Here is a 24,822-nt window from a genome sequence, read left to right as displayed (position 1 = left end):
GGTGTCGAGGGCGTAAGACCTCCGGGGGCGCTGCTCCCGGAGGCAGCCTGAGCCAGGAATCCCCTCCCTTCAGGGAGGGGAGGTGTCAAAGGCGCTCCATGTGGTCGAAGGCGGTACGGCGCAGGGCGAGCAGGAGGACGCAGGAGGCGCCCGCCGCCGCCCACGCCTGCTGTGCGGCACCGGAGAACAGCAGGTTCCTGGCGGTGGCCGGCGGCCCGCACAGGACCACCGCCGTCACCCACCCGGTCGCCACGATCGCGGCGGCCCGGTGGCAGCCGGTCCAACTGCCGAGGACGAGGGTGGCCGCGGTGAGTGTGAGTCCCGGCAGCAGCCAGGCGACGGCGGCGCCCGCCCCCGCCAGCAGCCCTCCGGCGGCTGTGAGCAGCGGTACGCAGGCGGCCAGCACGACACCCGTGCGCACCAGCAGCAGACGCAGCCCCCCGGACGGTGTCGAGGCGGCCAGCTCGTACACCGGGTCGGCATGCCTCCCGTATGCGAGCGCCACCCCGGTCGGCGGCAGCAGCGGCGCGAGCAGCAGCAGCCACGGATCGGCGCCCGGGACGGCGACGAAACGGGTGAGCGCCACGGCCGCCACCACCGCGAGCAGCAACGACGCCATCCAGGGCGCGCGCGGCGCGTACGCGGACCGCAGCGCCGCCGGCCACGGGCGCGACCGTACGGCCGGGAGGGCCGCGGCGCCTCGGACAGGGGCACTCGCCACCTGCGCCAGCACCACCTGGCGTACCTGCGCCAGTGTCGCTCCATGCGGGCCCGTACGGGCCCGCGTGGACACCCGGTCGGCGCAGGCCGCGCACTGCTCCAGATGCTTGTCCACGGACCAGGCGGTGGTCTCCGGCAGTGTGCCGTCCGCGTAGGCGGCGGCCACCGCGTCCGGCACGTGCCAGGCGGCCGGGTCGGGGCGGCGGATCAGCGGGAGGCGCCGAAGGCGCCCTCGCACGGAACCGGTCATGCGGTGCCTCCCGCGGGATCGAGGGCGGCCAGCATCGAGCGCAGCTCGCGCCGCGCCCGCTGGGCCCGGGTCTTGACGGTGCCTTCGGGGATGCCGAGCAGGCGCGCGGTCTCACGGGTGGTGAGGCCGTCGACCACGGTGGCCCGCAGCACGTCACGCAGCTCGGGGGAGATCCGGTCGAGCGCGGCCCCCACGTCGCCGTACGCCAGCCCCGCGAGGACGTCCTCCTCGGCGGACGGGACGGTGCCGGGTTCCTGGGTGGCGAGCAGGTCACGGGTGCCGGCCCGCGCGGCGGCGCGACGCGCGTCCGCCAGCCGCCGGACCGCGATCACCCACAGCCAGCCGCCCGCGCCGCCGCCGCTGTGGGCGCCTGCCGAGCGCCAGGCCGTGACGAAGGTGTCCTGCAGCACCTCACGCACGGTCTCGGGGTCGGCGCAGCGCCGGGTGAGCCGGGCGTGCAGCCAGCCGGAGTGGCGGTCGTAGAGATCCGCGAGGGCCTGGGTGTCGCCCCGGGCGACCGCGCGCAGCAGCGCGTCGTCCCCGGGCGGCTCGTGGGTCATGGGCCGGAAGAGTCTCACACCCCTCTATCGCCGCCGCTGCCGCGCGCGGTTCACGGGAGGGCGGGTCCGCGGCGGGGCTTTTCGGAGCGGACCCCGAAGTCGCCGCTCAGTGGGCGCCGCGTCTCCCCCACGGTGCGCCGCGGCCGATCGCTCACAGCGAACACACCGCGGGGAACACGAGGGGCCTCAGATGCATTGAGCCTGCGTAGCTCAACTTCATTGCTTAGGGAGAGATAATGGCTCAGTCGTCTTCGTCGGCGTTCGCGCCGCTCACCCTGCCCGTGCTGCCCCTCGACGACGCGGTGGTCCTGCCCGGCATGGTCGTGCCGGTGGACCTGACCGACGCCGAAGCGCGCGCCGCGGTCGAGGCGGCGCAGGCCGCGCACCGGTCCGGGCAGCCGCAGCCCGGTTCCGGCAACAAGCCGCGGGTGCTGCTCGTTCCCCGGGTGGACGGCGACTACGCCGGCGTGGGCACGCTGGGCACCGTCGAGCAGGTGGGACGCCTGTCGGACGGCGATCCCGGCGCCGTCATCCGCGGTGTCAGCCGCGTGCGCATCGGCGCCGGCACGGCCGGCCCCGGCCGCGCCCTGTGGGTGGAGGGCACCGAGCTCGCCGAGCCCGCGCCGGCCGAGGCCCCCGGCAGCGTCGCGGAGCTCATGAAGGAGTACAAGGCCCTCGCCACCAGCTGGCTGCGCAAGCGCGGCGCCTGGCAGATCGTGGACCGCGTCCAGCAGATCGAGGACGTCTCGCAGCTCGCGGACAACGCCGGCTACTCCGGCTTCCTCACGACCAGCCAGCGCGTCGAGCTGCTGGAGACCCTGGACCCGGCCGCCCGCCTGCGGCTGGCCACGCAGTGGCTGCGCGACCACCTCGCCGAGCAGGACGTCGCCGAGAGCATCCGCAAGGACGTCCAGGAGGGCATGGAGAAGCAGCAGCGCGAGTTCCTGCTGCGGCAGCAGCTGCAGGCCGTCCGCAAGGAGCTGGCCGAGCTGAACGGCGACCCGGAGGACGAGGCGGACGACTACCGCTCGCGCGTCGAGGCCGCCGACCTGCCCGAGAAGGTGCGCGAGGCCGCCCTGAAGGAGGTCGAGAAGCTGGAGCGGTCCAGCGACGCGTCCCCCGAGGGCAGCTGGATCCGCACCTGGCTGGACACCGTCCTGGAGCTGCCGTGGAACAACACCACCCAGGACTCCTACGACATCCCCGGCGCGCGGGCGGTGCTGGACGCCGACCACGCGGGCCTGGAGGACGTGAAGGAACGCATCACCGAGTACCTGGCCGTGCGCAAGCGCCGCGCCGACCGCGGCCTCGGGGTCGTCGGCGGCCGCCGCGGAGGCGCGGTGCTGGCCCTGGTGGGCCCGCCGGGCGTCGGCAAGACCTCGCTGGGCGAGTCCGTGGCCCGCGCGATGGGGCGGAAGTTCGTGCGCGTCGCGCTCGGCGGCGTCCGCGACGAGGCGGAGATCCGCGGCCACCGGCGCACCTACGTCGGGGCGCTGCCCGGCCGCGTCGTCCGCGCCGTCAAGGAAGCCGGGTCGATGAACCCGGTGGTGCTGCTGGACGAGATCGACAAGGTCGGCTCCGACTACCGGGGCGACCCCGCCGCCGCCCTGCTGGAGGTGCTGGACCCGGCGCAGAACCACACCTTCCGGGACCACTACCTGGAGGTCGAGCTGGACCTGAGCGACGTGGTGTTCCTCGCCACCGCCAACGTCCTGGAGGCCATCCCGGAGCCGCTGCTGGACCGCATGGAGCTGGTGCGGCTGGACGGCTACACCGAGGACGAGAAGGTCGTCATCGCCCGCGACCACCTGCTGCCGCGCCAGCGCGAGCTGGCCGGACTCGGTGAGGACGAGGTGGTGGTGGACGAGGCGGCCCTGCGCAAGCTGGCCGGGGAGTACACCCGCGAGGCCGGCGTGCGCACCCTGGAGCGGTCGCTCGCCCGCATCCTGCGGAAGGTCGCCGCCCAGCACGAGCTGGGGGAGCGCGAACTGCCGTACACCGTGACGCCGGAGGACCTGCGGGAGCTGATCGGACGCCCGCACCATGTGCCGGAGTCCGCGCAGGACCCGCAGGAGCGGCGCACGGCGGTGCCGGGCGTGTCCACGGGCCTGGCGGTGACCGGCGCCGGCGGCGATGTGCTCTACATCGAGGCGTCGCTCGCCGACCCGGAGACCGGCGGCAGCGGGCTGCAGCTCACCGGGCAGCTGGGCGACGTGATGAAGGAGTCCGCGCAGATCGCGCTCTCCTTCCTGCGCTCGCACGGGGCCGAGTTGGAGCTGCCGGTCGGCGACCTGAAGGAGCGCGGCGTCCACCTGCACGTCCCGGCGGGCGCCGTCCCGAAGGACGGCCCGAGCGCGGGCGTCACCATGACGACCGCCCTGGCCTCGCTCCTGTCGGGGCGCCGGGTCCGCGCCGACGTGGCGATGACCGGCGAGGTGTCGCTGACCGGGCGGGTGCTGCCGATCGGCGGCGTCAAGCAGAAGCTGCTGGCGGCGCACCGCGCCGGGATCACCACCGTGGTGATCCCCAAGCGGAACGAGGCGGACCTGGACGACGTCCCGGCCGAGGTCCTGGAGAAGCTGGAGGTGCACGCGGTCTCCGACGTCCGGCAGGTGCTGAAGCTGGCGCTGGAGCCCGCCGTCACCGGCGCGGACTCCGGCCTGGAGCCCGGCTCCCCGGCGCAGGAGCCCACGGTCGCGGCCTGACGGCGGGACGCCACCGGGTGCACGCCGAGCGGCCCCTTCCCGGCCCGAGAACGGGCGGGGAGGGGCCGCCCCTGTGCGTCCGGCTCCGGCGGCGGCCACACGGGACGTCCTCGCACTCCGTACCTGCCGCACGCGCGGCCGTGCGGGTCGGGCGGACGGCGAAGCGGGACACGACGGGCAGGGCCCCTGGTCACGCCGTCGGCGCACCGCTGCGAAATACTGGAACCGCCGCTCACGCGACAGCCGGAGACGAGACGTTCACGACGGAAAGCGGGTGACCAGGTGGCCGGAACCGCCGGCTCCCCCAGGGAGGAAGACCCGGTCATGGAGGCGCTCGAACGCGAGCTCACCGTCCTTCTGCGGCGCGCCCGCGCGTCCTCCGGCGAGATGGCCCGCGAGGTGCACCCGGACCTGGAGCCCGCGGCGTACGCGATCCTCGCCCGGCTGGCCGAGACCGGTCCCGAACGGGCCACCGTGCTCGCCGGCTACTTCGGCGTCGGCAAGGCGACGATGAGTCGTCAACTGCGCGCGCTCGAGGAGCTCGGGCTCATCCGGCGCGAGCCCGACCCCGCCGACGGGCGGGCCTTCCTCATCCAGCTGACCGACGAGGGCGCCGCTCGCTTCTCGCGCGTCCGGCAGGCACGTCGCGCGCGCTACGTCAGCCGGCTCAGGGGGTGGGACCGCGACGAGCTGCGCGAACTGGCCCGTCTGCTCGGTCAGCTCAACGCGTCGCAGGAGCAGGACGGCGCGTAGCCGCGCGGGCCTTAAGGGCCGGGTACGCCGGGAGCGGCCGTCAGCGCCGCGCCCGCACACCGCGCGCGGAACAGGTGCGCGGCCGCGCCTGACGGCGCGTCACCGCGTGCTGGCCGCGAGCGCTCCTGTGTGCCGGTCGCGCTCACCAGCGCGCGATCACCGCGGTCGCGTCGTCGCGCACCTTGCCGCGCGGGAAGCGGGCGCCCTCCGGGTCCGCGGACTCCGCCGCGCGCACCCGGCGCAGCAGTTCCTCCGGTCCCGCCTCGTCCAGCAGGGTGAACACGCCCTGCCAGTCCAGCTCGTGGAAGACCTCGACCAGCCGGGCGGCGCCGTCCGTCAGGGCCGCCACCGCGCGGACCCGCGACCGCGGCCGGGTGCCGGTGACGGCGCGGGCCGCGACCGCGGGGTCCGCCGCCGCGGTGAAGAAGCCTCCCTCGGCGTTGCGCAGGGCCTCCACCGCCCGTCCGTACTCCGCGGCGGCCGCGGCGCGGGCGGCCGTACCGCGCGGCAGCGCGCGTACCTCGGCCCGCCGCGCGAGCAGCGGCGCGGGCAGCCGGTCCAGCCGGTCGTCGCGTACGGCGGACACCTGGCCTGCGGTGTCCTCGATGAGCAGCACCGAGTCGGACAGCACCAGATGTTCCACGGTGTCCGCATTCCACCGGACCGCCACCACGGTCGCCTGAGGGGTGTGCCGGTGATAAAGGTCACACGTGTCGCGGTGCGCGTCGGCGGTGCGGCGGACGGATTCCGCTAGACACTCCGCCAGGCTCCGGCCGGTGGGGGAAACGGACAGTTCGATCATGGATCCGCCCAGCCGGGCGACATACCAGGGCACGTCGTGACGGCATCCCGTGGGGCCGTCGGGAGGGGTGACGCCGTCCAGGAGCACCAGTGCACCGCCGCCGCCTGACGCGGGCATGGCCACCGCCGCGAAGTCCTCGTTGGGGCGGCCCGGGCTTCCGGACTCGGTCGCCGTCTCGATGCGCATGCGCCCAGTCTGCAGCAGCCGCCCCGGGACCCTGTTCGAGTCCCGGCGCCGATTACCGGCGAGTGAAGGTGCGCATACTGCCAGGGCGGCGGCCGTCATGCCACCTCCGGGACCGGGCGGCGGGGGGACGCGCGTGGGGCGGTCCGGCGGGCGAGTTGAACGCCAACTTGCGGGTGCGATTCACTCGTTCAGGTGTCGGGTCGGGGGACGCACATCTGCAGTCCGGGTCGGCCTGAGAAGGTCGGGACGATGCCGGGATGAGGCCAGTCGTTGCCGTGCTCGGCGCTCGGCCGATGTGTCGTCATCTCGGGACCAGTGGATCAGGCGAGACGGGATAGCGAGCACCGGTGCGAACACGACGTAACCCGCGGACCAAGCGCGTCCGGCAGAGACTGCTGGTCGCCCTGTTGATCTGCGCCGTCACGGTTCTGGCGGCCTCCGCTCCGGGCGTTGCCGCGGGCGTGCGGGATCTGGCCGAGTCGCAGCGACTGGTCGGCATGGCGCGACTGGGGACCCAGGCGGTGGCGTTGTCGCATGCCCTGGCCGACGAGCGGGACGCCATGACCGCCTTCGTGGCGGGGGACCGCTCCGCCGAGGACGGCACCGGCGTTCCGGCGAGCCGGCGCGAGCGGGTCGACCGCCAGGTCGCGGAGGTGCTGGCGGCGGTGGCCGACGCCGACACCGACGACGCCCCCGCCCTCGCCGACGCGACCGCCGAGGTCGTCCGGCAGCTCGGCGAACTCCCCGCCCTCCGGCGCAAGGCCGATGCCGGACCCGGCTCCGCCGAGGCCGTCGTCGCCGCCTACGACCCGGTGATCCGGGCGCTGAACGGGGTCACCGGCGCGGTCGCCCGCTCGCTGCCCGCCCGCGGCGCCTCCGCCGACACCGCCGCGCTGCCCGAACTCGCCCGCGCCGTCGACGAGGCCTCCGTCCAGCGCGGCCTGCTGGTGGGCGCGCTCACCGCGGACGGCCGGCAGTCCCGGCTGGTCGCCGCCGCGCAGACCGCCGCGGTCGGCGAGCGGTCCGCGCTCGCCGACTTCCGCGCCACGGCCACGCGGGCCGCGGTCGAGCAGTACGACCAGACGGTCACCGGCTCCGACGTCAGCACCGCCGAGAAGCGGCTGAAGCAGCTGCTGAAGGGCTCCTCGCTCTCCGCCGCCGACCGCGCGCTGAAGCCGGCGTCCGTCCAGGCGGCGCTCTCCGCGCGGATCGACATGATGCGCGGCGTCGAGTCCTCCCTCGCGGCCGCGGCCGCCGACCGGCTCGCCGCGCTGCGCGACGATGACGTGACGGCGCTCGAACTGCGCGTCGCCCTCGCCTCGGTGTGCTTCCTCCTCGTCCTCGGCACCGGAGTGTCCACGGCCCGTTCCATCACCCGTCCGGCCGCCGCCCTGCGCCGCTTCGCCCGCGGGGACGTGCCCACGGGCGAGCCGGTCGACGTCGTCGGCTCCGACGAGTTCGCGGCGACGGCCCGCGCGATCAACGCGCTCCGCGCCGAGGTCGCCGGGCTGCGCGGGCGCGTGGCCGAGCAGGACGCGGAGCACACCAGGCTGCACGGCGTGCGCGAGGCCCTCGCCGCGGAGCGCGACGAGCTGCACGCCCGGCAGGAGGAGCTCACCACACGCCTGGGCGCACTGCAGGGCAATGTGCACGGCACCTACGTCAACCTGACGCTGCGCACCCTCGGCCTGGTCGAACGCCAGCTGACGCTGATCGAGCGGCTGGAGGAGCTCGTCCACGACCCGGACGAGCTCGCCCAGCTGTTCAAGCTCGACCACCTGGCCACCCGTATGCGCCGCAACAGCGAGAACCTGCTGCTGCTCGCGGGTGCGGAGCACGGCCACGGGCACCCCAGGCCCGTCCCGCTGGTCGACGTGGCGCGCGCGGCGGTCTCCGAGATCGAGACGTACGAGCGGGTCCGCATCGAACAGCTGCCCGCGGGGCGCATCGCGGGTTTCGCCGCCGACGACCTCAGCCATCTGATCGCCGAACTCCTCGACAATGCGGCCGCGTTCTCCCCGCCGCAGTCCGAGGTGCAGCTGTCCGGCTGGGCGCTGGAGAGCGGCGAACTCATGCTGTCGGTGGAGGACCAGGGGATAGGAGTGCCCACGGCCCGGCTGGACGAGCTCAACGCGCTGCTGACGCAGGCCGACGCCGCGGAGCACTTCTCCGTCTCCGCGGAGGCCGCCGGCCTGGGCCTGTACGTCGTCGCGCGGCTCGCCGCCCGGCACGGCATCCGTGTGCAGCTCCGCGACGCCAAGCGCGGCGGCACCACCGCCGTGGTGCTCGTCCCCGCGGCGCTCACCGCGCCCGCGGAGGACCCGGACGGACCGCAGACCCCGGTGGAGGCGGCCGTCGCGGGCGAGCCGTGGCAGCCGCGCACGACGCTGCGGCGGGCGCGCGAGGAGCAGGAGGGGGAGGAGCGGGCGGGGGAGCAGCCCGCGAAGGAGGCGCGGACGACGCCGGCGGTCGCGGAGCCGGCGACGGCGTCGTCCGGGGAAGCGCCTGAGGCGGCGTCCGAGGCGGAACCAGAGCCCGACGAGGCCGTCGAGCACGCCCGCGCCGACCAGCCCGCCCCCGCCGTGGCGCCGCAGCACGAAGCCACGCCGGCCGCTGCTCCGGCAGCGGCTCCGGGTCCGGCCCCGGCGGAGGCGCCGGACGGCGTCGCGCTCACCGCCAAGGGGCTTCCGCAGCGGGTGCCGCGGTCCACGGGTCTCTCGGGTGAACCGCAGGTCAGGGCGCGGGCCCGGCAAGGCGGCGGGGTGGACCCGGAGGAGCTGCGGCGCAAGCTCGGCGGCTTCGCCCAGGGCCTGCGCGAGGGCCGGGCGGACGCCCAGGCCGAGACGCAGGAGATCCGGCGCGGCCTGCCCGCGCCGAGGAAGGCCGCCGACACGGCCGCAGAAGAAGGCAGTGGTCCAGGGGGGCACCGACAAGTCGAAGCCGAAGGCGTCGAGGAGGCACGCAGTTGATGTCTGCCGGTACGGACACAGAGAGTGAACGGGGCCTGAGCCGCGAGGCACGCAACCTCCAGTGGCTGCTGACCAATTTCGTGGAGGACGTGCCCGGAATCCGCTCCGTGGCCGTCGTCTCCTCGGACGGACTGCTGCTGCTGTCCTCGGACCCCGAGGACGCGGCCGACCCTGAGGACGCGGCCGACCCTGAGGACGCGGCCGGCACGGCGGACGAGACGCCGGCGGACGAGGGCGCGGCCGGGCCGGCGGCGGTGAAGCGCGCGGCCGGCCGGCCCAGGGGCCCGGCGGGCACCTCCGCCGACCTGGCCACGGTGGTCTCCGGCATCGCCTCGCTGACCGACGGCGTCGCGCGTCTGATGGACGGCGGCGGTGTGCGCCAGACGGGCGTGTCGATGGAGAACGGCAGCGTGTTCGTCATGACGATCGGGGACGGTTCGCTGCTCGGCGTCCACGCGGACGCCGACTGCGACATGAGCGTCGTGGCCTACCACATGGCCCTGTTCGTGGGCCGGGCCGGCCACGCGCTCACCCCCGCGCTCCGCACGGAGCTGCGGCACGCGAGTGAGGAGGGCCACTGATGAGCGCTCCGGTGATCCCCGCCGCCCAGGCAGCCGCCGCCCTCCCGGTGCGCGGTGCCGGGCGCCGGGCCGCCCGCGTCCGGCCGTACGCGCTGACCGGTGGACGTACCTCGTTCGGCCATGTGCTGCTGGTGGAGACCTTCGTCGCGACGATCGACGGCCCCACCGAGCGCCGGGAGCTGACCGCGGGCAGCTGGGCCGAGCGCGTCATGCCGGAGATGCTGGCCATCGTGGAACTGTGCCGCCGGATGCGCTCGGTGGCGGAGATCTCGGCGCTGCTGCGCATGCCGCTCGGCGTGGTCCGGGTGCTGCTCAGCGACTTGGCCGATCAGGGGAGAATCCGCGTGTTCGGGACCGGGCACGGGCCCGGGGCCCCCGATCACGCGCTGCTGGAGAGGGTGCTCAGTGGACTTCGCAGGCTCTGACATGTCGTCCCTCGCGGAAGAAGACGGCCTGCAGGAGTGGCAGCTCGACGTGAGCCGCGCCCCCACGTCGACCAAGATCGTGGTGGCGGGCGGCTTCGGCGTGGGCAAGACCACCTTCGTCGGCGCGGTCTCGGAGATCACCCCGCTCACCACCGAGGCGGTGATGACCCGGGCCAGCGAGGACATCGACGACCTCGGCTCCACCCCGGACAAGACCACCACCACGGTGGCGATGGACTTCGGCCGCATCACCCTCGACCGTGAGCTGGTGCTCTACCTGTTCGGCACCCCCGGCCAGCAGCGCTTCTGGTTCATGTGGGACGACCTGGTGCGCGGGGCGATCGGCGCGGTCGTCCTCGCCGACACCCGCCGGCTGGCCGACGCCTTTCCGGCGCTGGACTACTTCGAGAGCAGCGGCCTGCCCTACGCCGTGGCGGTCAACCACTTCGAGGGGACCACCGCCTACGAGGAGTTCGACGTCCGCGAGGCGCTCGCCGTGCCCGACGAGGTCCCGGTGGTGATATGCGACGCCCGCGACCGCCAGTCGGTGATCCAGGTGCTGCTGGCCCTGGTCAAGCAGGCGCTCGTGGGCCAGCCGGAGTAGCAGTCCTCCGGGGGAGTCGTGGGGACGCCCGCCGGACGCAACCATGCCGCACCGTACGAGAGAGCATGCCGCCTTGCCCAAGATACTGATCGTGGGAGCCGGACAGTCCGGGCTCCAACTGGCCCTGGGCCTGCAGTCCCGGGGATACGAGGTCACCGTCATGTCCAACCGCACGGCGGACGAGATACGCCATGGGCGTGTCATGTCCACCCAGTGCATGTTCGGCACGGCGCTGGCGCACGAGCGCGACCTGGGCCTGAACTTCTGGGAGGAGCAGACCCCCCGGATCGAGGGTCTGGGCGTCTCCGTCGCCGCGCCCGACGGATCACGGCCGATCGACTGGATGGGACGGCTGGACGCGTACGCGCAGTCCGTCGACCAGCGGGTGAAGATGGCCGGCTGGCTGGAGACCTTCGTCGAGCGCGGCGGCCGGCTCGTCGTGCACGGTGTCACGGTCGGGGACCTGGACTACTTCGCCCGTGCCTACGACCTGGTGCTGGTCGCGGCCGGGAAGGGCGAGCTGGTCTCCCTGTTCGGACGGAACGCGGAACGCTCCCCCTACGACCGCCCGCAGCGCGCGCTGGCCGTCGCCTATGTGCACGGCCTCGCCCCGCGACCGGAGCACCCCGATGTGCACGCGGTGCGGCTCAACATGGTGCCCGGTGCGGGCGAGCTGATCGTGATCCCGGCCCTCACCGTCTCCGGACCCTGCGACATCCTCTTCTGGGAGGGGCTGCCGGGCGGTCCGCTCGACGTCTTCGACGGGGTGAAGGACCCGCGCGAACACCTGCGGATCACCCTGGAACTGATGAAGCAGCACCTTCCATGGGAGTACGAGCGCGCACGTGACGTCGAGCTGGCGGACGCCGGCGGCACCCTGGCCGGGCGGTTCGCGCCGGTCGTCCGGCACCCCGTCGCGGAACTGCCCTCCGGCGGACTGGTGCTGGGCGTCGCCGACGTCGTCGTGGCCAACGACCCGATCACCGGCCAGGGCTCCAACAGCGCCTCCAAGTGCGCGGCCGCCTACCTCGACGCCATCGTCGAGCACGGCGACAAGGTCTTCGACCGGGACTGGATGGAGTCCGCCTTCGCCCGCTTCTGGGCCACCGCGGAGCCGGTCACCAAGTGGACCAACGCCCTGCTCGGCCCGCCGCCGGAGCACATCCTGGGCCTGATCGGCGCCGCCGGGCAGCTGCCGGCCGTGGCGAACCGCTTCGCCAACGGCTTCGACGACCCGTCGGACTATGAGGCGTACTTCTACGACCCCGAGGCGACCGCCGCCTACCTGGCCTCGGCCGCCGGAGCCTGACGGCAGCGGGCGCCGGCGGTGCACACCGCCGGCGCCGGCCAGCCCGCCGTGCCCGGTCCGCGTCCCGGCGACCGGGCACGCGCCGTCCCGCCTTGGCAGGTCCGCGGGGCTGTGAAACGCTCGTGGTACGGGGCATCTGTCCGGCGTCCGCAAAGGGGACGGCCATGACGACGACCGAGCACGACCGCGACGGCCACCTGGACCCCACCCTGTACCGCACCCCGGCGGACGCGGTCGCCGCGCCACCGGAGGAGCTCGCCTACGTCGTCGGGTTCGACCCGGCCGGCGAGCGCCCGGACGCCCTGTTCACCGTCGTCACCGATCCGCGGTCCCCGCAGTACGGCCGGGTGGCCGCCCATGTCGAGCTGCCCGACCGGGGCAACGAACTCCACCACTTCGGCTGGAACGCCTGCTCCAGCGCCCTGGCACACCCTGGCCACCACCACGCCGAGCGGCGCTATCTCATCGTCCCGGGACTGCGCTCCTCCCGGCTGCACATCCTCGACACCACCCCCGACCCGGTCCGCCCCCGCCTGGTCAAGGTGGTGCAGGCCGGGGAACTGGCCGCCAGGGCCGGCTACTCGCGGCCGCACACCCTCCACTGCGGCCCCGACGGGGTGTTCCTGTCCTGCCTGGGCGGCGCGAACGGAGCGAACGGCTCGAACGGCGCGGACGGCCCCGGCGGCGTGGCGCTGCTGGACCACGAGACCTTCGAGGTGCTGCGCGCGTGGGAGAGCGAGCGGGGTCCGCAGCACCTCGCCTACGACGTCTGGTGGCACCTGCGCCAGGACATCGCCGTGACGAGCGAGTGGGGCAGCCCCTCGATGATCGAGGACGGGCTCGTGCCCGACCTGCTGCTGGACCGCCGCTACGGCCACGCGATCCACTTCTGGGAGCTGGGGACCGGCCGGCACCTGCAACGCGTCGACCTGGGCGACCGGAACCAGATGGCGCTGGAGCTGCGCCCCTCCCACGACCCCGAGGCGACCTGGGGTTTCGTGAACACCGTCGTCGACGTCGAGGACCTGTCGGCGTCCGTGTGGCTGTGGACGGCGGAGGACGGCGAGTTCACGGTCCGCAAGGTCATCACCCTGCCCGCCGAGCCCGCCCCGGCGGAGGACCTGCCCCCGGCGCTGCGGCCGTTCGGCGCGGTGCCGCCGCTGATCACCGACATCGACCTGTCGGTCGACGACCGGTGGCTGTACGTGTCCGCGTGGGGGACCGGCGACCTCCTCCAGTACGACGTGGGCGACCCCCTGCGGCCGAGGCTGACCGCGTCCGTGCGGCTGGGCGGCATCGCCGGCCGGCAGGCGCACCCCGCGGCCCCGGACGTCCCGCTGTCCGGGGGATCGCAGATGGTCGAGCTCAGCCGCGACGGACGGCGCGTCTATGTGACGAACTCCCTGTACGCCGCCTGGGACGAGCAGTTCTATCCCGGAGGCATCGACCCGTGGATGATCAAGCTCGACGCGGACACCTCCGGCGGCGGGCTCGGCGTCGACGGCGGCTTCTTCCCGCACGGGCCCGACTTCCGGGGCCTGCGGGTGCACCAGACGCGCCTGCAGGGCGGCGACGCCTCCTCGGACTCGTACTGCTACCGCCGCTGAGCTGCGCGGACCGAGGCCTCCGGCCGCCTCCCGCGGTCTCCCGCCGGGCTCTCCCTCACCCGGTGGCGGCCGCGATGGCCGCGATGGCCGTGACGTTCGCGATGGCCGGGATGGCCGGGATGGCCGCCGCGATGGCCGCCGCGATGGCCGCCGCGATGGCCGTGACGTCCGCGACGACCCTGCCCCGGCCCTCGCCGCGCGCGACCACGCCGTGGACCTCGGCGACCGTGGCCGGCGCGAGGCGGCGCGAGGCGGCGCGGGTCGACCAGCGGTCGCAGGGCCCCGGCGTCGGCCACGGCGCGGGCGCGGCCTCAGGGCCGCGGCGCGGTGCCGAGCGGGGTCGGGTCGGTGGCCGAGCGGGGGACGGGCGGGGAGACGTAGTGCGTCATCGACGGGGCGCCGGAGTCCGGTCGCACGGCGCCCAGCACCGGGTTGGACGCGATCGGGGAGATCTTGACCACGGCGCCCGGGCGCGGAGCCTGGATGACCATGCCGTTGCCGATGTACATCGCCACATGGGTGGCGCCTGGGAAGTAGACCACCAGGTCGCCGGGGCGCAGCTGGTCCAGCGGGACACGCGGCAGCTGCTTCCACTGCTCCTGGCTGGTGCGCGGGATGGTGGTGCCCGCGTGCTCCCAGGCCCGCGAGGTCAGCCCCGAGCAGTCGTACGCCTTCGGGCCCTCGGCGCCCCACACATAGGGCTTGCCGAGCTGGGCGTAGGCGAAGCTCAGCGCCCGGTTTCCGGCCAGCGACGGCGCGAGCGCGGAGCTGCCGAGCCGCCCGGAGCGCAGGAACGCCGCCTGCGCCCGGTCGATGCCCTGCTGCTCGAGCTCCTGGAGGTCCTCGATCTGGGAGCCGGTCAGGCCGGCGAGGATCCGCTCGACGTCGGCGAGCTGCCGCTCGATGTCCTCCTTGGCCTCGCGCTGCTTCTCCTCCAGCTGCGCGGACCCGTCCAGCGCGTGCTGCTGTGCCCGGTTGAGCGCGGCGATGCGCTTCTCGCCGTTCTCCAGCTGGGCGACGAGGTCGGCCTGGCTGCCCGCGGCGCGGTCGAGCACGTGGCCTTGGGTGAAGGCGTCCTGTGGGTCGCGGCTGAGCAGCAGGCTGAGATAGGGGGAGACACCGCCGGACTTGTACTGCTCGCGCGCCAGTTGCCCGGCCAGGCTGCGGGCGTCGCTCAGCGCGGTGCGCTCCTCGGCGAGCTGCCGGTCGAGGCGCTCGGCCTTGCTCTGGTTCTCCTCGAGGTCGACCTTGGCCTGGACGTAGGTCTCGGTGGCCTGTTCGGCCTTCTGGTAGAGGTCCTGCAGCTGCTCCAGCAGCACCACGAGCGTCTGGTTGTCCGGCGGGGGGTCGGCGGGTGCGGCGTAGGCCTGGCCGGGGATCCCCAGGGCCGCGGCGGCCAGCAGCGCCCCGCAGACGAGTGCCCTGCGCACCCATTCCTTGGGCCGGTGTGCTGCTGACATCCCGTCACCTCCTGCTGATCGGCCGACACCTGCGGGTAGATCCTTACATGATCGGGTCGGCTGCGACAGAGGGGCGGGCCGGAACGACGGGCTCCGCCGGTCGCGGCGCCACCCGTTCGCCCGGGGTCGGCCGAAGGGACGGCCTGTGTTGTCCTGGGACTGGCCCGCGCCGGGCGGTCCCGGCTCACCGACCGGCCGTCGCAACACGCGGGAGAAACGGGTGCTTTGGCGGCGCAGTCGCCCGCAGGCCGTCAGGGATCGCGGTCCGCCGCCTCGGTCGGCGCGGGCTCTGCCTCCGCTTCCGGGACCGCCCCGAAGGCACTGCTCCCGAGATGACGGGGTGTCAGCGCGCCTCGTGCCCCGGTACGGCCCAGCGGCGACGGCCACGCACGAAACGCGGCGAGGGGCGCGAGGCCCCCGCGCACGGCACGCGGCCGCGCCGCGAAGGCCCCGCCGGTAGAACCGGTCGTCCGCCACCCCGGCGACGCCGTCGTCAAGCCCCCCGCGCTACGGCCCTGCCCTTTGGGTCGCGGCGGCCCGCCCGGGCCTGCCTGCCGTCCTGCCCGCCGGCGGTCACCGCCGCGGCTTGGACCAGGGCCAGCGGGGCCCGTCCGGCCGGTTCCCCTCCGGGTCGTAGACGAAGACGAAGCGCGTACGGCGCTGCGCGCGCGGGCCGGGACTGGGTTCGCGATGATAGACGTGCACGACGGGGGGCGCGCCGTCCTCCTGCGGCACCGGCACCTCGTACACCTTCGGGGGCTGCCCGGTGATGCCGGTCAGCACCCCCAGCACGCGGCCGTCCAGCGGCCCCCCGACAAATTCCGTGTCCTCATGCCTCACGAACTCAGGGTAGGCCCTGCCACGGCGGGCGGTTCACGAAACGGCAGGTGGGAGCAGATGTGCGACGGTCCGAGCCGGCGGGGCCACCCGGCGGGCCAGGCCCGCCGGCGGGGCCGCCGCCACTCTCCCGCTCCAGCGCGGCCGGCGCCGCCCCGGCGGTCTTGGGGCCGGTGGTGGAGCTGACCGGCAGCAAGGCGGCGAAGTGGTCCACCAGCCAGGTGCGCACCTCCTCGGCGGGAGTCCGCTTCCCCTCGTCCAGCCAGGTCGGCGACATGGCCTCGGCGCCGGCGATCCAGGAGCGCGCCGTCATCGCCGGCCGCGGTCCGGGGCGCGGGGCGCCCGGGTGCCGCGGGATCTGCTCGGCCGCGCCGCGCCGGACGCCGTCCACGTTGGCGTCGGTCCGGCTGGTCCCGGCCGCGCTGCCGCCGCGCGGCAGCGCGGAGTACGCGGCGTCGCGCTCGTCCACGAAGGCGAGGCTGCGGGGGCGTGGACCCGCGGGCTGATCGGCGACGAACGCCCACCCGGGCGGCGTCGGCGGGGGAGCCCCGGGTCAGGGCGGGCTCCGGCGCCCGCCGAAGCCGCCCGGCGGCGCGGCTCCTTCGGGCGCGGCGGATGTGCCGGGCCTGCTCCACCCCGCGGACGCGGGATCGAAGGAGTGCGTCGCGCAGGCGTCCGGCAGCCGCGCCGCCGCGTTCTCGCGCGCCGCGCGTGGGTTACCGGCGGTCACGGTGTTGTGAGACGGTGTGTCAGCACGTCCGTCACGAGCCGAGGAGGCGCCGATGCCGTCGCATGACACCGCGTGGGAGATCCCGGCTTCCGGAGCCGCCCGCTTCTCCTGGGAGTACGACGACGGGCGCGACCGGCTGCTCGCCCTCTACCAGAAGGGCAAGGACAAGCAGTGGGACGCGGTCACCCGCATCGACTGGGACATCGAGGTCGACCCCTACGACCCGCTCGGCGTGCCCGACCAGAACATGACCGTCCACGGCACGCCCTACTGGGACAAGATGTCCGAGCAGAACCGGCGCGACATGCGCCGCGCCTACGCCTCCTGGCAGTTCAGCCAGTTCCTCCACGGGGAGCAGGGCGCCATGGTGTGCGCCGCCCGCATCGTGGAGTCGGCGCCCGACCTCGACGCCAAGTTCTACTCCGCGACCCAGACCATGGACGAGGCCCGGCACGCCGAGATCTACTCCCGCTTCCTGCGCGAGAAGGTCGGCATGGTCCACCCGATCAACGACTCGCTGCAGGCCCTGCTCGGCGACACCCTGCGCGACTCCCGCTGGGACATGCCCTACCTCGGCATGCAGGTGCTCATCGAGGGGCTGGCGCTGGCCGCCTTCGGCATGCTCCGCGACACCACCGACAAGCCGCTGCCCAAGCAGATCCTCACCTACGTCATGCAGGACGAGGCCCGGCACGTCGCCTTCGGGCGGATGGCGCTGCGCGACCACTACAAGCAGCTGTCCGACGCCGAACTGCGCGAGCGCGAGGAGTTCGTCATCGAGGGCTGCTACCTGATGCGCGACCGGCTGCGCGGCAGCGAGGTGCTGGAGGACTTCGGCATCCCGCGGCAGGAGGCCGAGGAGCTCAGCGAGCGCTCGGAGTATCTGCGGCTCTTCCGCAAGCTGCTGTTCAGCCGCATCGTGCCGTGTGTGAAGGACATCGGGCTGTGGGGCGAGCGGCTGCAGCGCGCATACGTCGACATGGGCGTCCTGGAGATGGGCGACAGCGACCTCGACCTCCTGATGGCGCAGGACGAGGAGATCGCCGAGAAGCTCGACGCCGAGCGCTTCGCGAGGGAGGAGACCGAGCGGGCGGCCGAGGTCGAGGCGGCCATCGCGCTGGGCGCCGAGGACTGACCTCGGGGGACCACGCGGGGAGGGGGCCGCGGCGACGGCGGCGGCCCCGCCCGGCCCGGGGTCAGCGCCCCAGCACCGCCCGCATGACGGCGCGGGCCACGGGGGCCGCCTTGCCGCCGCCGCTGATGTCGGCGCGGTCGGCTGCGGCGTCCTCCACGACGACGGCGACGGCGACCTTCGCCGGGGCCCCCCGGCTCTCCTTCGCCCAGGCGATGAACCAGGCGAAGGGGTTCTCGCGGTTGTCCTCGCCGTGCTGCGCCGTGCCCGTCTTGCCGCCCACCACCACGCCGGGCAGGTCCGCGTCGCGGCCCGTGCCGTGCCGCACCGCGGCGACCATCAGATCCTGCATCACGTGCGCCACGGCCCCGTCCATCACCTGCCGGTAGGCCCGCTCCGCGGTGACCTCCAGCGGCAGGCCGGCCGCGTCGGTCGTCCGGTCGACCAGGTGCGGGTACATCAGCGTGCCGTCGTTGGCCACGGCCGCGGCCACCATCGCCATCTGCAGCGGGGTGGCCCGGGTGTCGTACTGCCCGATGGACGACAGCGCGAGCTGCGCCCGGTCCATACGGCGGTCGAAGACGCTCACCGCGGGACGCGAGGGCACGGCGAGGGAAGGGTCGTTGAAGCCGAAGGCCTCGGCCGTCTCCCGCATCGCCCGCAGCCCCACGTCGTCCCCGAGCTTGCCGAAGACGGTGTTGCACGAGACGACGAACGCGTGCCGCAGCGGCGCGTCCTCGCAGCCCGCGGACGCCGACTCGTTGCGCAGCGCCGTCGTGGAACCCGGCAGCGGGAAGGGGTCCGGGGAGTCGGTGGGCTCGTCGACGTCGTCGACCACCCCGGAGACCAGCGCCGCGACCGCCGTCACCGTCTTGAAGGTCGAACCCGGCGGGTACGTCTGGCGCAGCGCCCGGTTGAGCATCGGCTGGTCCTCGGCGGCGACCAGCCGGCGCCAGGCGCCGAGCGCCGCAGGGCCGGTGCCGGCGATCGTCCCCGGGTCGTAGGAGGGCGTGCTCACCAGGGCCAGGATCCGGCCGGTCGCCGGGTCGAGGGCGGCGACCGCGCCCTTCCGGCCGTTCATTGCCCTGTACGCGGCCTTCTGCACGGCCGGGTCGATGGTGGTGCGGACGTGGCCGGGGCGCTGCGGCTGCCGGCTGACCGCGTTCCACAGCGCGAGCCCGGACAGGCCGGGGGAGGTGCCGGAGAGCACCTCGTCCTCGGCGGCCTCCAGCAGGGCCGTGCCGTAGGTCTGCGAGGAGAAGCCGGTCACCGGGGCGTAGACCGGGCCGTCGGCGTAGGTGCGGACGAAGTCCAGCTGGGCGCCGGTGGACCTCGAACCTGTCACGGGCCGGTTCCCCACGAGGATGTCGCCGCGCGGCTGCCCATAGCGGTCGATCAGCAGCCGACGGTTGGCGGGGTTGCCGTCGTAGGCCGGGGCCCGCACGACCTGGATGCGGACGGCGTTCACCAGCAGGGCCGCCAGGAGCAGCAGGCAGAGCGCCGCGGCCCGGCGGGCGTACGGGATCACGGGGTGCCCGCCCGGCCGGGGGCGGCCCGGCCTGTCGGGCTTGCGGCCCGGCCCGCGTCCGCCGCGGGCAGCGGACGGCGGGCGGCGTCGCTGAGCAGGATCAGCAGTGCCACGATCACCCAGTTGGTGACGACCGAGGAACCGCCCTGCGCCAGGAAGGGCATCGCCATCCCGGTCAGCGGGATCAGGTCCGTCACCCCGCCCGCGATCACGAAGACCTGCAGCGCCACGATCGAGGCGAGTCCCACGGCCAGCAGCCGGCCGAACGGCTCGCGGACCGCCAGTCCGGCCCGGTAGCCCCGGGCGACCAGCAGCCCGTACAGCAGGAGCAGCGCGGTCAGCCCCGTCAGCCCCAGCTCCTCGCCGGCCGTGGCCAGGATGAAGTCGGACTTGGCCGCGAAACCGATCAGGACCGAGTGCCCCTCGCCCAGGCCCGTGCCGAGCAGCCCGCCGGCGGAGAACGCGAACAGCGACTGCGCCAGCTGGCCCGGCCCCTGCCCCGTCCCGGCGCCGGCGAAGGGATGGAGCCAGTCCGCCACCCGTGAGTGGACGTGCGGCTCGAGGGAGCCGACCAGGAAGGCCCCGGCCGCCGACAGCAGCAGCCCGACCGCGATCCAGCCGGTGCGGCCCGAGGCGACGTAGAGAAGGATCACGAAGAGACCGAAGAACAGCAGCGAGGTCCCCAGGTCCCGTTCCACGACCAGCACGCCCAGGCTGATCGTCCAGACCGCCAGCACCGGGCCGAGCACCCGGCCGGTCGGCATCTGCAGCCGGCGGAAGCGCAGGACGTGCCGCCCGGTGTACGCGAGCGCGGCGCGGTTGTCCGCGAGGTACGCAGCGAAGAACACCGCCAGCAGCACCTTCGCGAACTCGCCGGGCTGGAAGGACAGGCCCGCGACCCGGATCCAGATCCTCGCGCCGTTCACGGAGGGGAACAGGCTCGGCACGATCATCAGCACCAGGGCCGCCACGACCCCGAGATACGCGTACCGGGCGAGGGCGCGGTAGTCGCGCAGCAGCAGGACGACGGCGGTGAACAGGGCCACGCCCAGCCCGGACCAGACCAGCTGCGCCGGGGCGGCGGCGTCGGGGGTCTCCAGGTCGAGGCGGTGGATCAGGACCAGGCCCAGGCCGTTGAGCAGCACCCCGATCGGCAGCAGCAGCGGGTCCGCGCACGGGGCGCGCAGGCGGACCGCCAGATGGGCGGCGAGCGCCAGACCGCCGAGGGCCCCGCCGAAGCCGGCCGTACCCCGCGGCACGGCGCCGTCGTGCGCCAGGCCCACGGCGCAGTAGCCGTACACCGGGATCAGCACCGCGCCGACCAGCAGCGCCAGCTCGACGCCCCGGCGCCGGGGCACCGGGACGGCGGGCACGGCGAGGGCCGGCTGCGCGGTCCGGGGGGCGGGGGCCGGGGCGGTCATGGGACGCAACGTAGCAAGACATCACGGACAAATCGCTCATCTTCGGGAAGGCGGCTGTCACAGGGGGCCGCTAGCGTGGCCGCCATGACCTTCCCGGCACCGCGGTCCCTGTCGGAGCTGCCCTACGCGCAGGCGCTGGAGCCCTTCGACGCGCCCGGGCTGGGTGTCGAGGAGCGCTACGACACCCTCCACTTCGACGGCCTGACCCTCGGCGGACAGGACGCGGGCGGCGCCGTCTTCCTGGAGTGCGCGATCACCGACACCGTCCTGGAGGGCGGCAGCCTGCGCCGGGCCCGCTTCAACGACGTCTGGCTGCAGGGCGACCGCCTCGTCGGCACCTCGGCCGCCGAGACGAACTGGATGGACGTTACCGCCGACTCCTGTGTGCTCGCCGGGGTCGAGGCCTTCGGCGCGGTGCTGCGCCGGGCCGTCTTCCGGCGCTGCAAGTTCGACTCCGTCAACCTGCGCGGCGCCCGGCTGCACCAGGTCGTCTTCGAGGACTGCGTGCTGCGTGACGTCGACCTCGGCGGCGCCCGTCTGAAGGACGTCTCCTTCCCCGGCACGCAACTGGAGCGCCTGCGCCTCGGCCGCGCCGAACTCGACGCGACGGATCTGCGCGGTGCCACCCGGCTCGACCTCGCCGACGGCCACGACTCGCTGCGCGGCGCCGTCATCGGCAGCGCCCAGCTGCTCGACCTGGCCCCGGCACTCGCCGCCGCGCTGGGCATCGCCGTCCGGGACGGCGAGGACGACCGCGCGGTCCGTCCCCGGCGGGGCTGATCCGCTTCCTGACCCTTGGGCGGCGGCGGGGCCGCACGGAGAATGGCCGCAAGGGAAAAAAGACGTACGAACGCATCGACGGGCGCCTGCGCGCCTTCATCGAGGAGCAGAAGGTCTTCTTCACGGCCACCGCTCCGCTCGTCGGCGACGGGCACGTCAATGTGTCGCCCAAGGGGCTCGACGGTTCCTCCGCCCTCCTCGACGACCGCACCTTCGCCTACGCCGACCTCGGGGGCAGCGGTGCGGAGACCATTGCCCACCCGCGGGAGAACGGCCGCATCGCCCTGATGTGGTGCGCCTTCACCGGACCGCCCACCGTGGTGCGGGTGCACGGGCGGGGGGAGCCCGTCTTCCGCGACGACCCGCGCTGGCGCGACCTCCTTCCGTACTTCTCCGAGGACATCCGCAGGCGCACCGACCTGCGCGCCGTCATCGTCGTCACCGCCGAACGCATCAGCGACAGCTGCGGGTTCGCCGTCCCCGAGATGGACTTCCGGGCAGAACGGCCGCTGCACACCCAGCGCTTCTCCCGGGAGACGGAGGAGTCCTTCAGAGGCCGCGCGGATAGGCGGGCCGGCGTCGCGGGTCGAGGGCTCTCGCCTGGCGGCGTTGTCGTCGGTCGCCGCAGCTCCGCTGCGTCTCCCTTCTCCGCCTTGCCGGACTCGGCCCTCGACCCGCTCCTTTCTCCACCCCGCCTATCCGTGCGACCTCTCAGCGACTACTGCGCGGGCAAGCCGCACGTCGGGACCAGCCTCGATGGTCTGCCCGGGCTGCCGCTTCCGCTGCCGCCCCGCACCTCCTGAGGGGCGGAGGAAGGGCAACCCGGCACCGGGGCGCGTGTTTTGGGACGACAGAGTCCTGAAAGCACCCTTGCGGCGACAAGATCCATCTGTCGTACTTGTACGGCCGTGTGCCCGGAACCGAGAGGCGGTCCCCCATGCCCGTACGCGCCGCGCGCGGTCGCCACCGCAGACCCCAGCCGCCGAGCCGGCTCTCGCCGGTGTCCGTCGCCGTCACCGCCGCCTCGGGCGCGGGGCTCGCGCTGCCCTTCGTCACCGCCCCCGGAGCGGGCGCCGCGACGGCCGGGACGTGGGACAAGGTCGCCGCGTGCGAGAGCAGCGGCACGTGGCACATCAACACCGGCAACGGCTACTACGGCGGGCTGCAGTTCGCCCAGTCGACGTGGAAGGCGTACGGCGGCACGAAGTTCGCCGCACGGGCCGACCTGGCGACGAGATCCGAGCAGATAGCGATAGCAGAACGCGTACTGGAGGCCCAAGGACCCGGGGCCTGGCCGGTGTGCTCGCAGCGGGCCGGGCTCACCCGGGGCGAGGCGGCGTCCCACGCGAAGGACGCCGCGAAGGGGGACGGGAAGAAGACCGGGCAGAAGACCGGGCAGAAGACCGGGACGAAAGCCGGGCAGAAGGCCGCGGCCGAGGGCGAGCGGAGGACGAGGCAGCGCACGGACCGTCACCGCCCGGAAAATCCAGACCGCCCGGGGAAGGCGGACGACTACACGGTCGTCAGCGGAGACACGCTCTCCGGCATCGCCGACGAACGAGGTGTGAACGGCGGCTGGCAGCGGCTCTACGCCGCGAACCGCCACGTCGTCGGAGCCGACCCGGACCTCATCCTGCCGGGGCAGGAACTGTCCGTGCCCGGCACGAAGTCCGCGAAGCCCGTGAACGCGGCGAAGCCGTCGAAGCCCGCCAAGCCGTCGAAGCCCGCGAAGCAGGCGGAGCGGCGCGCCGCACCTGCCTCCGCCGCCCAGGCGTTCGTCGCACCGGTCAGCGGCGGGCTCGGCACCCCCTACCGCCGCAGCGGATCCCACTGGGCCAGCGGCTACCACACCGGCCAGGACTTCACCGTGCCCACCGGCACCTCCGTCAAGGCCGTCGCGGCGGGCACCGTCGTCGAGGCCGGCTGGGGCGGCGCCTACGGCTACCAGGTGGTGATCCGTCACCCGGACGGCATGTACACGCAGTACGGCCATCTGTCCTCACTGACCGTGCGGGCCGGCCAGTTCGTGGCCGCGGGCCGCCAGGTCGGCCGCTCGGGCTCCACGGGCAACACGACCGGCCCGCACCTGCACTTCGAGGTCCGCACCGGCGAGGGGTACGGCTCCGACGTCGACCCGGTCGCCTGGCTGCGGCGGCACGGCGTGCGGCTCTGACCGAACCGTGTCCGGGAGCGCGTGTGGGAGTTCGGCACGCGCTCTCACCCGGCCCGCGGCGGCGAAGGGCATCCAGCCGGTGCCGAGACCGGCCGCGATCCGCTGAGGCCGCGATCAGCGGGGTGGCGGGCCGTGCGGAGCCGCGTTCCGCGGCCCACCGCCTGGACCGGCCCGGCCGCCGTCCCGCTCGGGCACACCTCATGTGGCCCGGAACCGTGGGCGAGTCGGCGCCATAGGCCCCGGATGCGCTTGCTGTCGCGCAGAGAACCGCGACGGCCCCGCGCATGGGCTGACGGCGCCGTCGCCGCCGCGCAGCGCCGCCGCCCGTTCCGGCGGGGCCGGGACGGGCGGCGGCAGGGCGGTGAGCGCTGCGCACGACGGGTGGGCGCGCCCGCGCCGGGACTACTCGGCCCAGGCGCGCTCCAGCAGCGTGCCGAAGTCGGCGGGCTGCCGGCCGAGCAGTTCGGCCAGCGTCGGGTCGAGGGCGGCGAACTCACCGCCCCGCGCCGCCGCGAAGATGCTCAGCAGCAGGTCGGCGATCGGCGCGGGGGCGCCGTGCGCCAGGGTCTGCTCGTGGAACGCGCCGTCCGGGACGACGGTGCGGGTGAAGGGCCGTCCGGCGACCTGGGAGGCGAGCTCGGCGACGGCGTCGAAGTCGAGCGCCGCCGGGCCGGTGAGCGGCGGGGTGGGCCCCTCGAAGCGGCCCTCGTCGGTGAGGATCGCGGCGGTGGCCTCGGCGAGGTCGTCATGACCGGTCCAGGCGACGGGGCCGTCCGCGGGGAGGGCGATGTCGCCGGTGCGGCGGGCGGACTGCAGGAACTGCACGGCGCTGGCGGTGTAGAAGCCGTTGCGCAGCGCGGTCCAGGGCAGGCCGGTGGCGCGCAGCAGGTCCTCGGTTCTGGCGTGGTCGCGGCACGCCGCGAAGCGGGAGTCGTGGGCGGCCCCCATCTGGCTCGTGTAGAGGATGCGGCCGACGCCGGCCTTCACGGCGGCGTCGACGGCGGCGCGGTGCCCGGCCACGCACTCCTCGCCCGTGCGGTCGAGGGAGACCAGGAGCAGTTGTTCGGCGCCCTCGAAGGCGTGCACGAGCGAGGCCGGGTCGTCGAAGTCGCCCTGCCGGACGCGGACGCCGCGGTCGGCGAGGTCCTGGGCCTTGCGGGGGTCGCGGACGCTGACGCCGACGCGCTGGGCGGGGACGCGCTCCAGCAGGCGTTCGACGATGCGGCGGCCGAGCTTTCCGGTGGCTCCGGTAACGATGATCACGGGGCTCTCCCCATCCGGGTATCGATG

Annotated in this window: 22 protein-coding genes; 12 read left to right on the top strand and 10 right to left on the bottom strand. The window is 74.4% G+C overall.

Translation table 11 applies throughout. The features are described 5' to 3' along the window. Positions 1 to 85: 85 nt before the first annotated feature. Both ACRWND_RS19275 and ACRWND_RS19270 read right to left on the bottom strand, forming a co-directional pair. Positions 86 to 970 (bottom strand): zf-HC2 domain-containing protein, encoded by an 885-nt coding sequence (locus tag ACRWND_RS19275; RefSeq protein ID WP_431950976.1) that lies wholly within the window; start codon positions 968 to 970, stop codon positions 86 to 88. Further along, positions 967 to 1,530 carry an RNA polymerase sigma factor gene (locus tag ACRWND_RS19270; protein WP_431950974.1) on the bottom strand — a complete coding sequence of 188 codons (564 nt, stop codon included), beginning with the start codon at positions 1,528 to 1,530 and terminating at the stop codon, positions 967 to 969. The genes ACRWND_RS19275 and ACRWND_RS19270 overlap by 4 nt, the downstream gene beginning before the upstream one ends. A gap of 236 nt (positions 1,531 to 1,766) precedes the next feature. On the opposite strand from ACRWND_RS19270, the gene lon reads away from it, so the two are divergent. Together lon and ACRWND_RS19260 are read left to right on the top strand one after the other, a co-directional pair. Further along, on the top strand, positions 1,767 to 4,235 hold the full coding sequence (gene lon / locus ACRWND_RS19265) for an endopeptidase La (RefSeq protein WP_431950972.1): 2,469 nt from the start codon (positions 1,767 to 1,769) through the stop codon (positions 4,233 to 4,235). A gap of 324 nt (positions 4,236 to 4,559) precedes the next feature. After that, positions 4,560 to 4,988 (top strand): MarR family winged helix-turn-helix transcriptional regulator, encoded by a 429-nt coding sequence (locus tag ACRWND_RS19260; protein WP_431950970.1) that lies wholly within the window; start codon positions 4,560 to 4,562, stop codon positions 4,986 to 4,988. A 142-nt stretch (positions 4,989 to 5,130) separates the two neighbouring features. On the opposite strand, the gene ACRWND_RS19255 is transcribed toward ACRWND_RS19260, so the two are convergent. After that, positions 5,131 to 5,976 (bottom strand): hypothetical protein, encoded by an 846-nt coding sequence (locus ACRWND_RS19255; protein ID WP_431950968.1) that lies wholly within the window; start codon positions 5,974 to 5,976, stop codon positions 5,131 to 5,133. Positions 5,977 to 6,323: 347 nt separating this feature from the next. On the opposite strand from ACRWND_RS19255, the gene ACRWND_RS19250 reads away from it, so the two are divergent. The 6 genes from ACRWND_RS19250 (at position 6,324) to ACRWND_RS19225 (ending at position 13,471) form a co-directional block, all read left to right on the top strand. Further along, positions 6,324 to 8,945, top strand: a complete 2,622-nt coding sequence (locus ACRWND_RS19250; RefSeq protein ID WP_431950966.1) for a sensor histidine kinase — start codon at positions 6,324 to 6,326, stop codon at positions 8,943 to 8,945. Then, positions 8,945 to 9,526 (top strand): roadblock/LC7 domain-containing protein, encoded by a 582-nt coding sequence (locus ACRWND_RS19245; protein WP_431950965.1) that lies wholly within the window; start codon positions 8,945 to 8,947, stop codon positions 9,524 to 9,526. Before ACRWND_RS19250 ends, ACRWND_RS19245 begins: the two co-directional genes overlap by 1 nt. Further along, positions 9,526 to 9,951, top strand: a complete 426-nt coding sequence (locus tag ACRWND_RS19240; protein WP_431950964.1) for a DUF742 domain-containing protein — start codon at positions 9,526 to 9,528, stop codon at positions 9,949 to 9,951. Before ACRWND_RS19245 ends, ACRWND_RS19240 begins: the two co-directional genes overlap by 1 nt. A gap of 1 nt (position 9,952) precedes the next feature. After that, a complete protein-coding gene (locus tag ACRWND_RS19235; RefSeq protein ID WP_431950962.1) occupies positions 9,953 to 10,555 on the top strand; it encodes a GTP-binding protein in 603 nt (200 codons plus the stop codon). 73 nt (positions 10,556 to 10,628) lie between these two features. After that, on the top strand, positions 10,629 to 11,864 hold the full coding sequence (locus tag ACRWND_RS19230) for a styrene monooxygenase/indole monooxygenase family protein (RefSeq protein WP_431950960.1): 1,236 nt from the start codon (positions 10,629 to 10,631) through the stop codon (positions 11,862 to 11,864). Positions 11,865 to 12,028: 164 nt separating this feature from the next. After that, entirely contained in the window at positions 12,029 to 13,471 is a 1,443-nt protein-coding gene (locus ACRWND_RS19225) for a selenium-binding protein SBP56-related protein (RefSeq protein WP_431950958.1), read from the top strand. A gap of 55 nt (positions 13,472 to 13,526) precedes the next feature. On the opposite strand, the gene ACRWND_RS19220 is transcribed toward ACRWND_RS19225, so the two are convergent. From ACRWND_RS19220 to ACRWND_RS19205, 4 genes are all read right to left on the bottom strand, one after another. Beyond that, positions 13,527 to 13,679, bottom strand: coding sequence for a hypothetical protein (locus tag ACRWND_RS19220; protein WP_431950956.1), 153 nt, complete (start codon positions 13,677 to 13,679; stop codon positions 13,527 to 13,529). 103 nt (positions 13,680 to 13,782) lie between these two features. Further along, on the bottom strand, positions 13,783 to 14,931 hold the full coding sequence (locus tag ACRWND_RS19215; protein WP_431950954.1) for an NlpC/P60 family protein: 1,149 nt from the start codon (positions 14,929 to 14,931) through the stop codon (positions 13,783 to 13,785). A gap of 573 nt (positions 14,932 to 15,504) precedes the next feature. Then, positions 15,505 to 15,771, bottom strand: coding sequence for a hypothetical protein (locus ACRWND_RS19210; RefSeq protein WP_431950952.1), 267 nt, complete (start codon positions 15,769 to 15,771; stop codon positions 15,505 to 15,507). A gap of 4 nt (positions 15,772 to 15,775) precedes the next feature. Continuing rightward, entirely contained in the window at positions 15,776 to 16,237 is a 462-nt protein-coding gene (locus ACRWND_RS19205; RefSeq protein WP_431950950.1) for a hypothetical protein, read from the bottom strand. A gap of 313 nt (positions 16,238 to 16,550) precedes the next feature. On the opposite strand from ACRWND_RS19205, the gene ACRWND_RS19200 reads away from it, so the two are divergent. Next, complete coding sequence (locus ACRWND_RS19200) at positions 16,551 to 17,633, top strand: ferritin-like domain-containing protein (protein ID WP_431950948.1); 1,083 nt, start codon at positions 16,551 to 16,553, stop codon at positions 17,631 to 17,633. Between the two features lie 61 nt (positions 17,634 to 17,694). On the opposite strand, the gene ACRWND_RS19195 is transcribed toward ACRWND_RS19200, so the two are convergent. Both ACRWND_RS19195 and ACRWND_RS19190 read right to left on the bottom strand, forming a co-directional pair. Continuing rightward, the gene (locus tag ACRWND_RS19195; RefSeq protein ID WP_431950946.1) at positions 17,695 to 19,158 is read right to left on the bottom strand and encodes a penicillin-binding transpeptidase domain-containing protein; all 1,464 of its coding nucleotides are present in this window, start codon (positions 19,156 to 19,158) and stop codon (positions 17,695 to 17,697) included. Beyond that, positions 19,155 to 20,579: an FtsW/RodA/SpoVE family cell cycle protein gene (locus ACRWND_RS19190; protein WP_431950944.1), complete on the bottom strand. Its 1,425-nt coding sequence runs from the start codon at positions 20,577 to 20,579 to the stop codon at positions 19,155 to 19,157. The genes ACRWND_RS19195 and ACRWND_RS19190 overlap by 4 nt, the downstream gene beginning before the upstream one ends. An 84-nt stretch (positions 20,580 to 20,663) precedes the next feature. On the opposite strand from ACRWND_RS19190, the gene ACRWND_RS19185 reads away from it, so the two are divergent. The 3 genes from ACRWND_RS19185 to ACRWND_RS19175 all read left to right on the top strand — a co-directional run bounded on the left by ACRWND_RS19185 (position 20,664) and on the right by ACRWND_RS19175 (position 23,532). Beyond that, the gene (locus ACRWND_RS19185) at positions 20,664 to 21,359 is read left to right on the top strand and encodes a pentapeptide repeat-containing protein (RefSeq protein ID WP_431950942.1); all 696 of its coding nucleotides are present in this window, start codon (positions 20,664 to 20,666) and stop codon (positions 21,357 to 21,359) included. Then, positions 21,356 to 22,162: a pyridoxamine 5'-phosphate oxidase family protein gene (locus tag ACRWND_RS19180; protein WP_431950980.1), complete on the top strand. Its 807-nt coding sequence runs from the start codon at positions 21,356 to 21,358 to the stop codon at positions 22,160 to 22,162. The genes ACRWND_RS19185 and ACRWND_RS19180 overlap by 4 nt, the downstream gene beginning before the upstream one ends. Positions 22,163 to 22,296: 134 nt before the next feature. Further along, positions 22,297 to 23,532 (top strand): transglycosylase family protein, encoded by a 1,236-nt coding sequence (locus ACRWND_RS19175; RefSeq protein ID WP_431950940.1) that lies wholly within the window; start codon positions 22,297 to 22,299, stop codon positions 23,530 to 23,532. Positions 23,533 to 23,934: 402 nt separating this feature from the next. On the opposite strand, the gene ACRWND_RS19170 is transcribed toward ACRWND_RS19175, so the two are convergent. Next, a complete protein-coding gene (locus tag ACRWND_RS19170; protein WP_431950938.1) occupies positions 23,935 to 24,795 on the bottom strand; it encodes an SDR family oxidoreductase in 861 nt (286 codons plus the stop codon). Positions 24,796 to 24,822 lie beyond the last annotated feature (27 nt).

It is taken from the genome of Actinacidiphila sp. bgisy167, assembly GCF_965342175.1.
Lineage (GTDB): Bacteria > Actinomycetota > Actinomycetes > Streptomycetales > Streptomycetaceae > Actinacidiphila.
The sequence above is the reverse complement of the archived record's forward strand: the minus strand, read 5'-3'. Positions and strand labels throughout refer to the sequence as shown.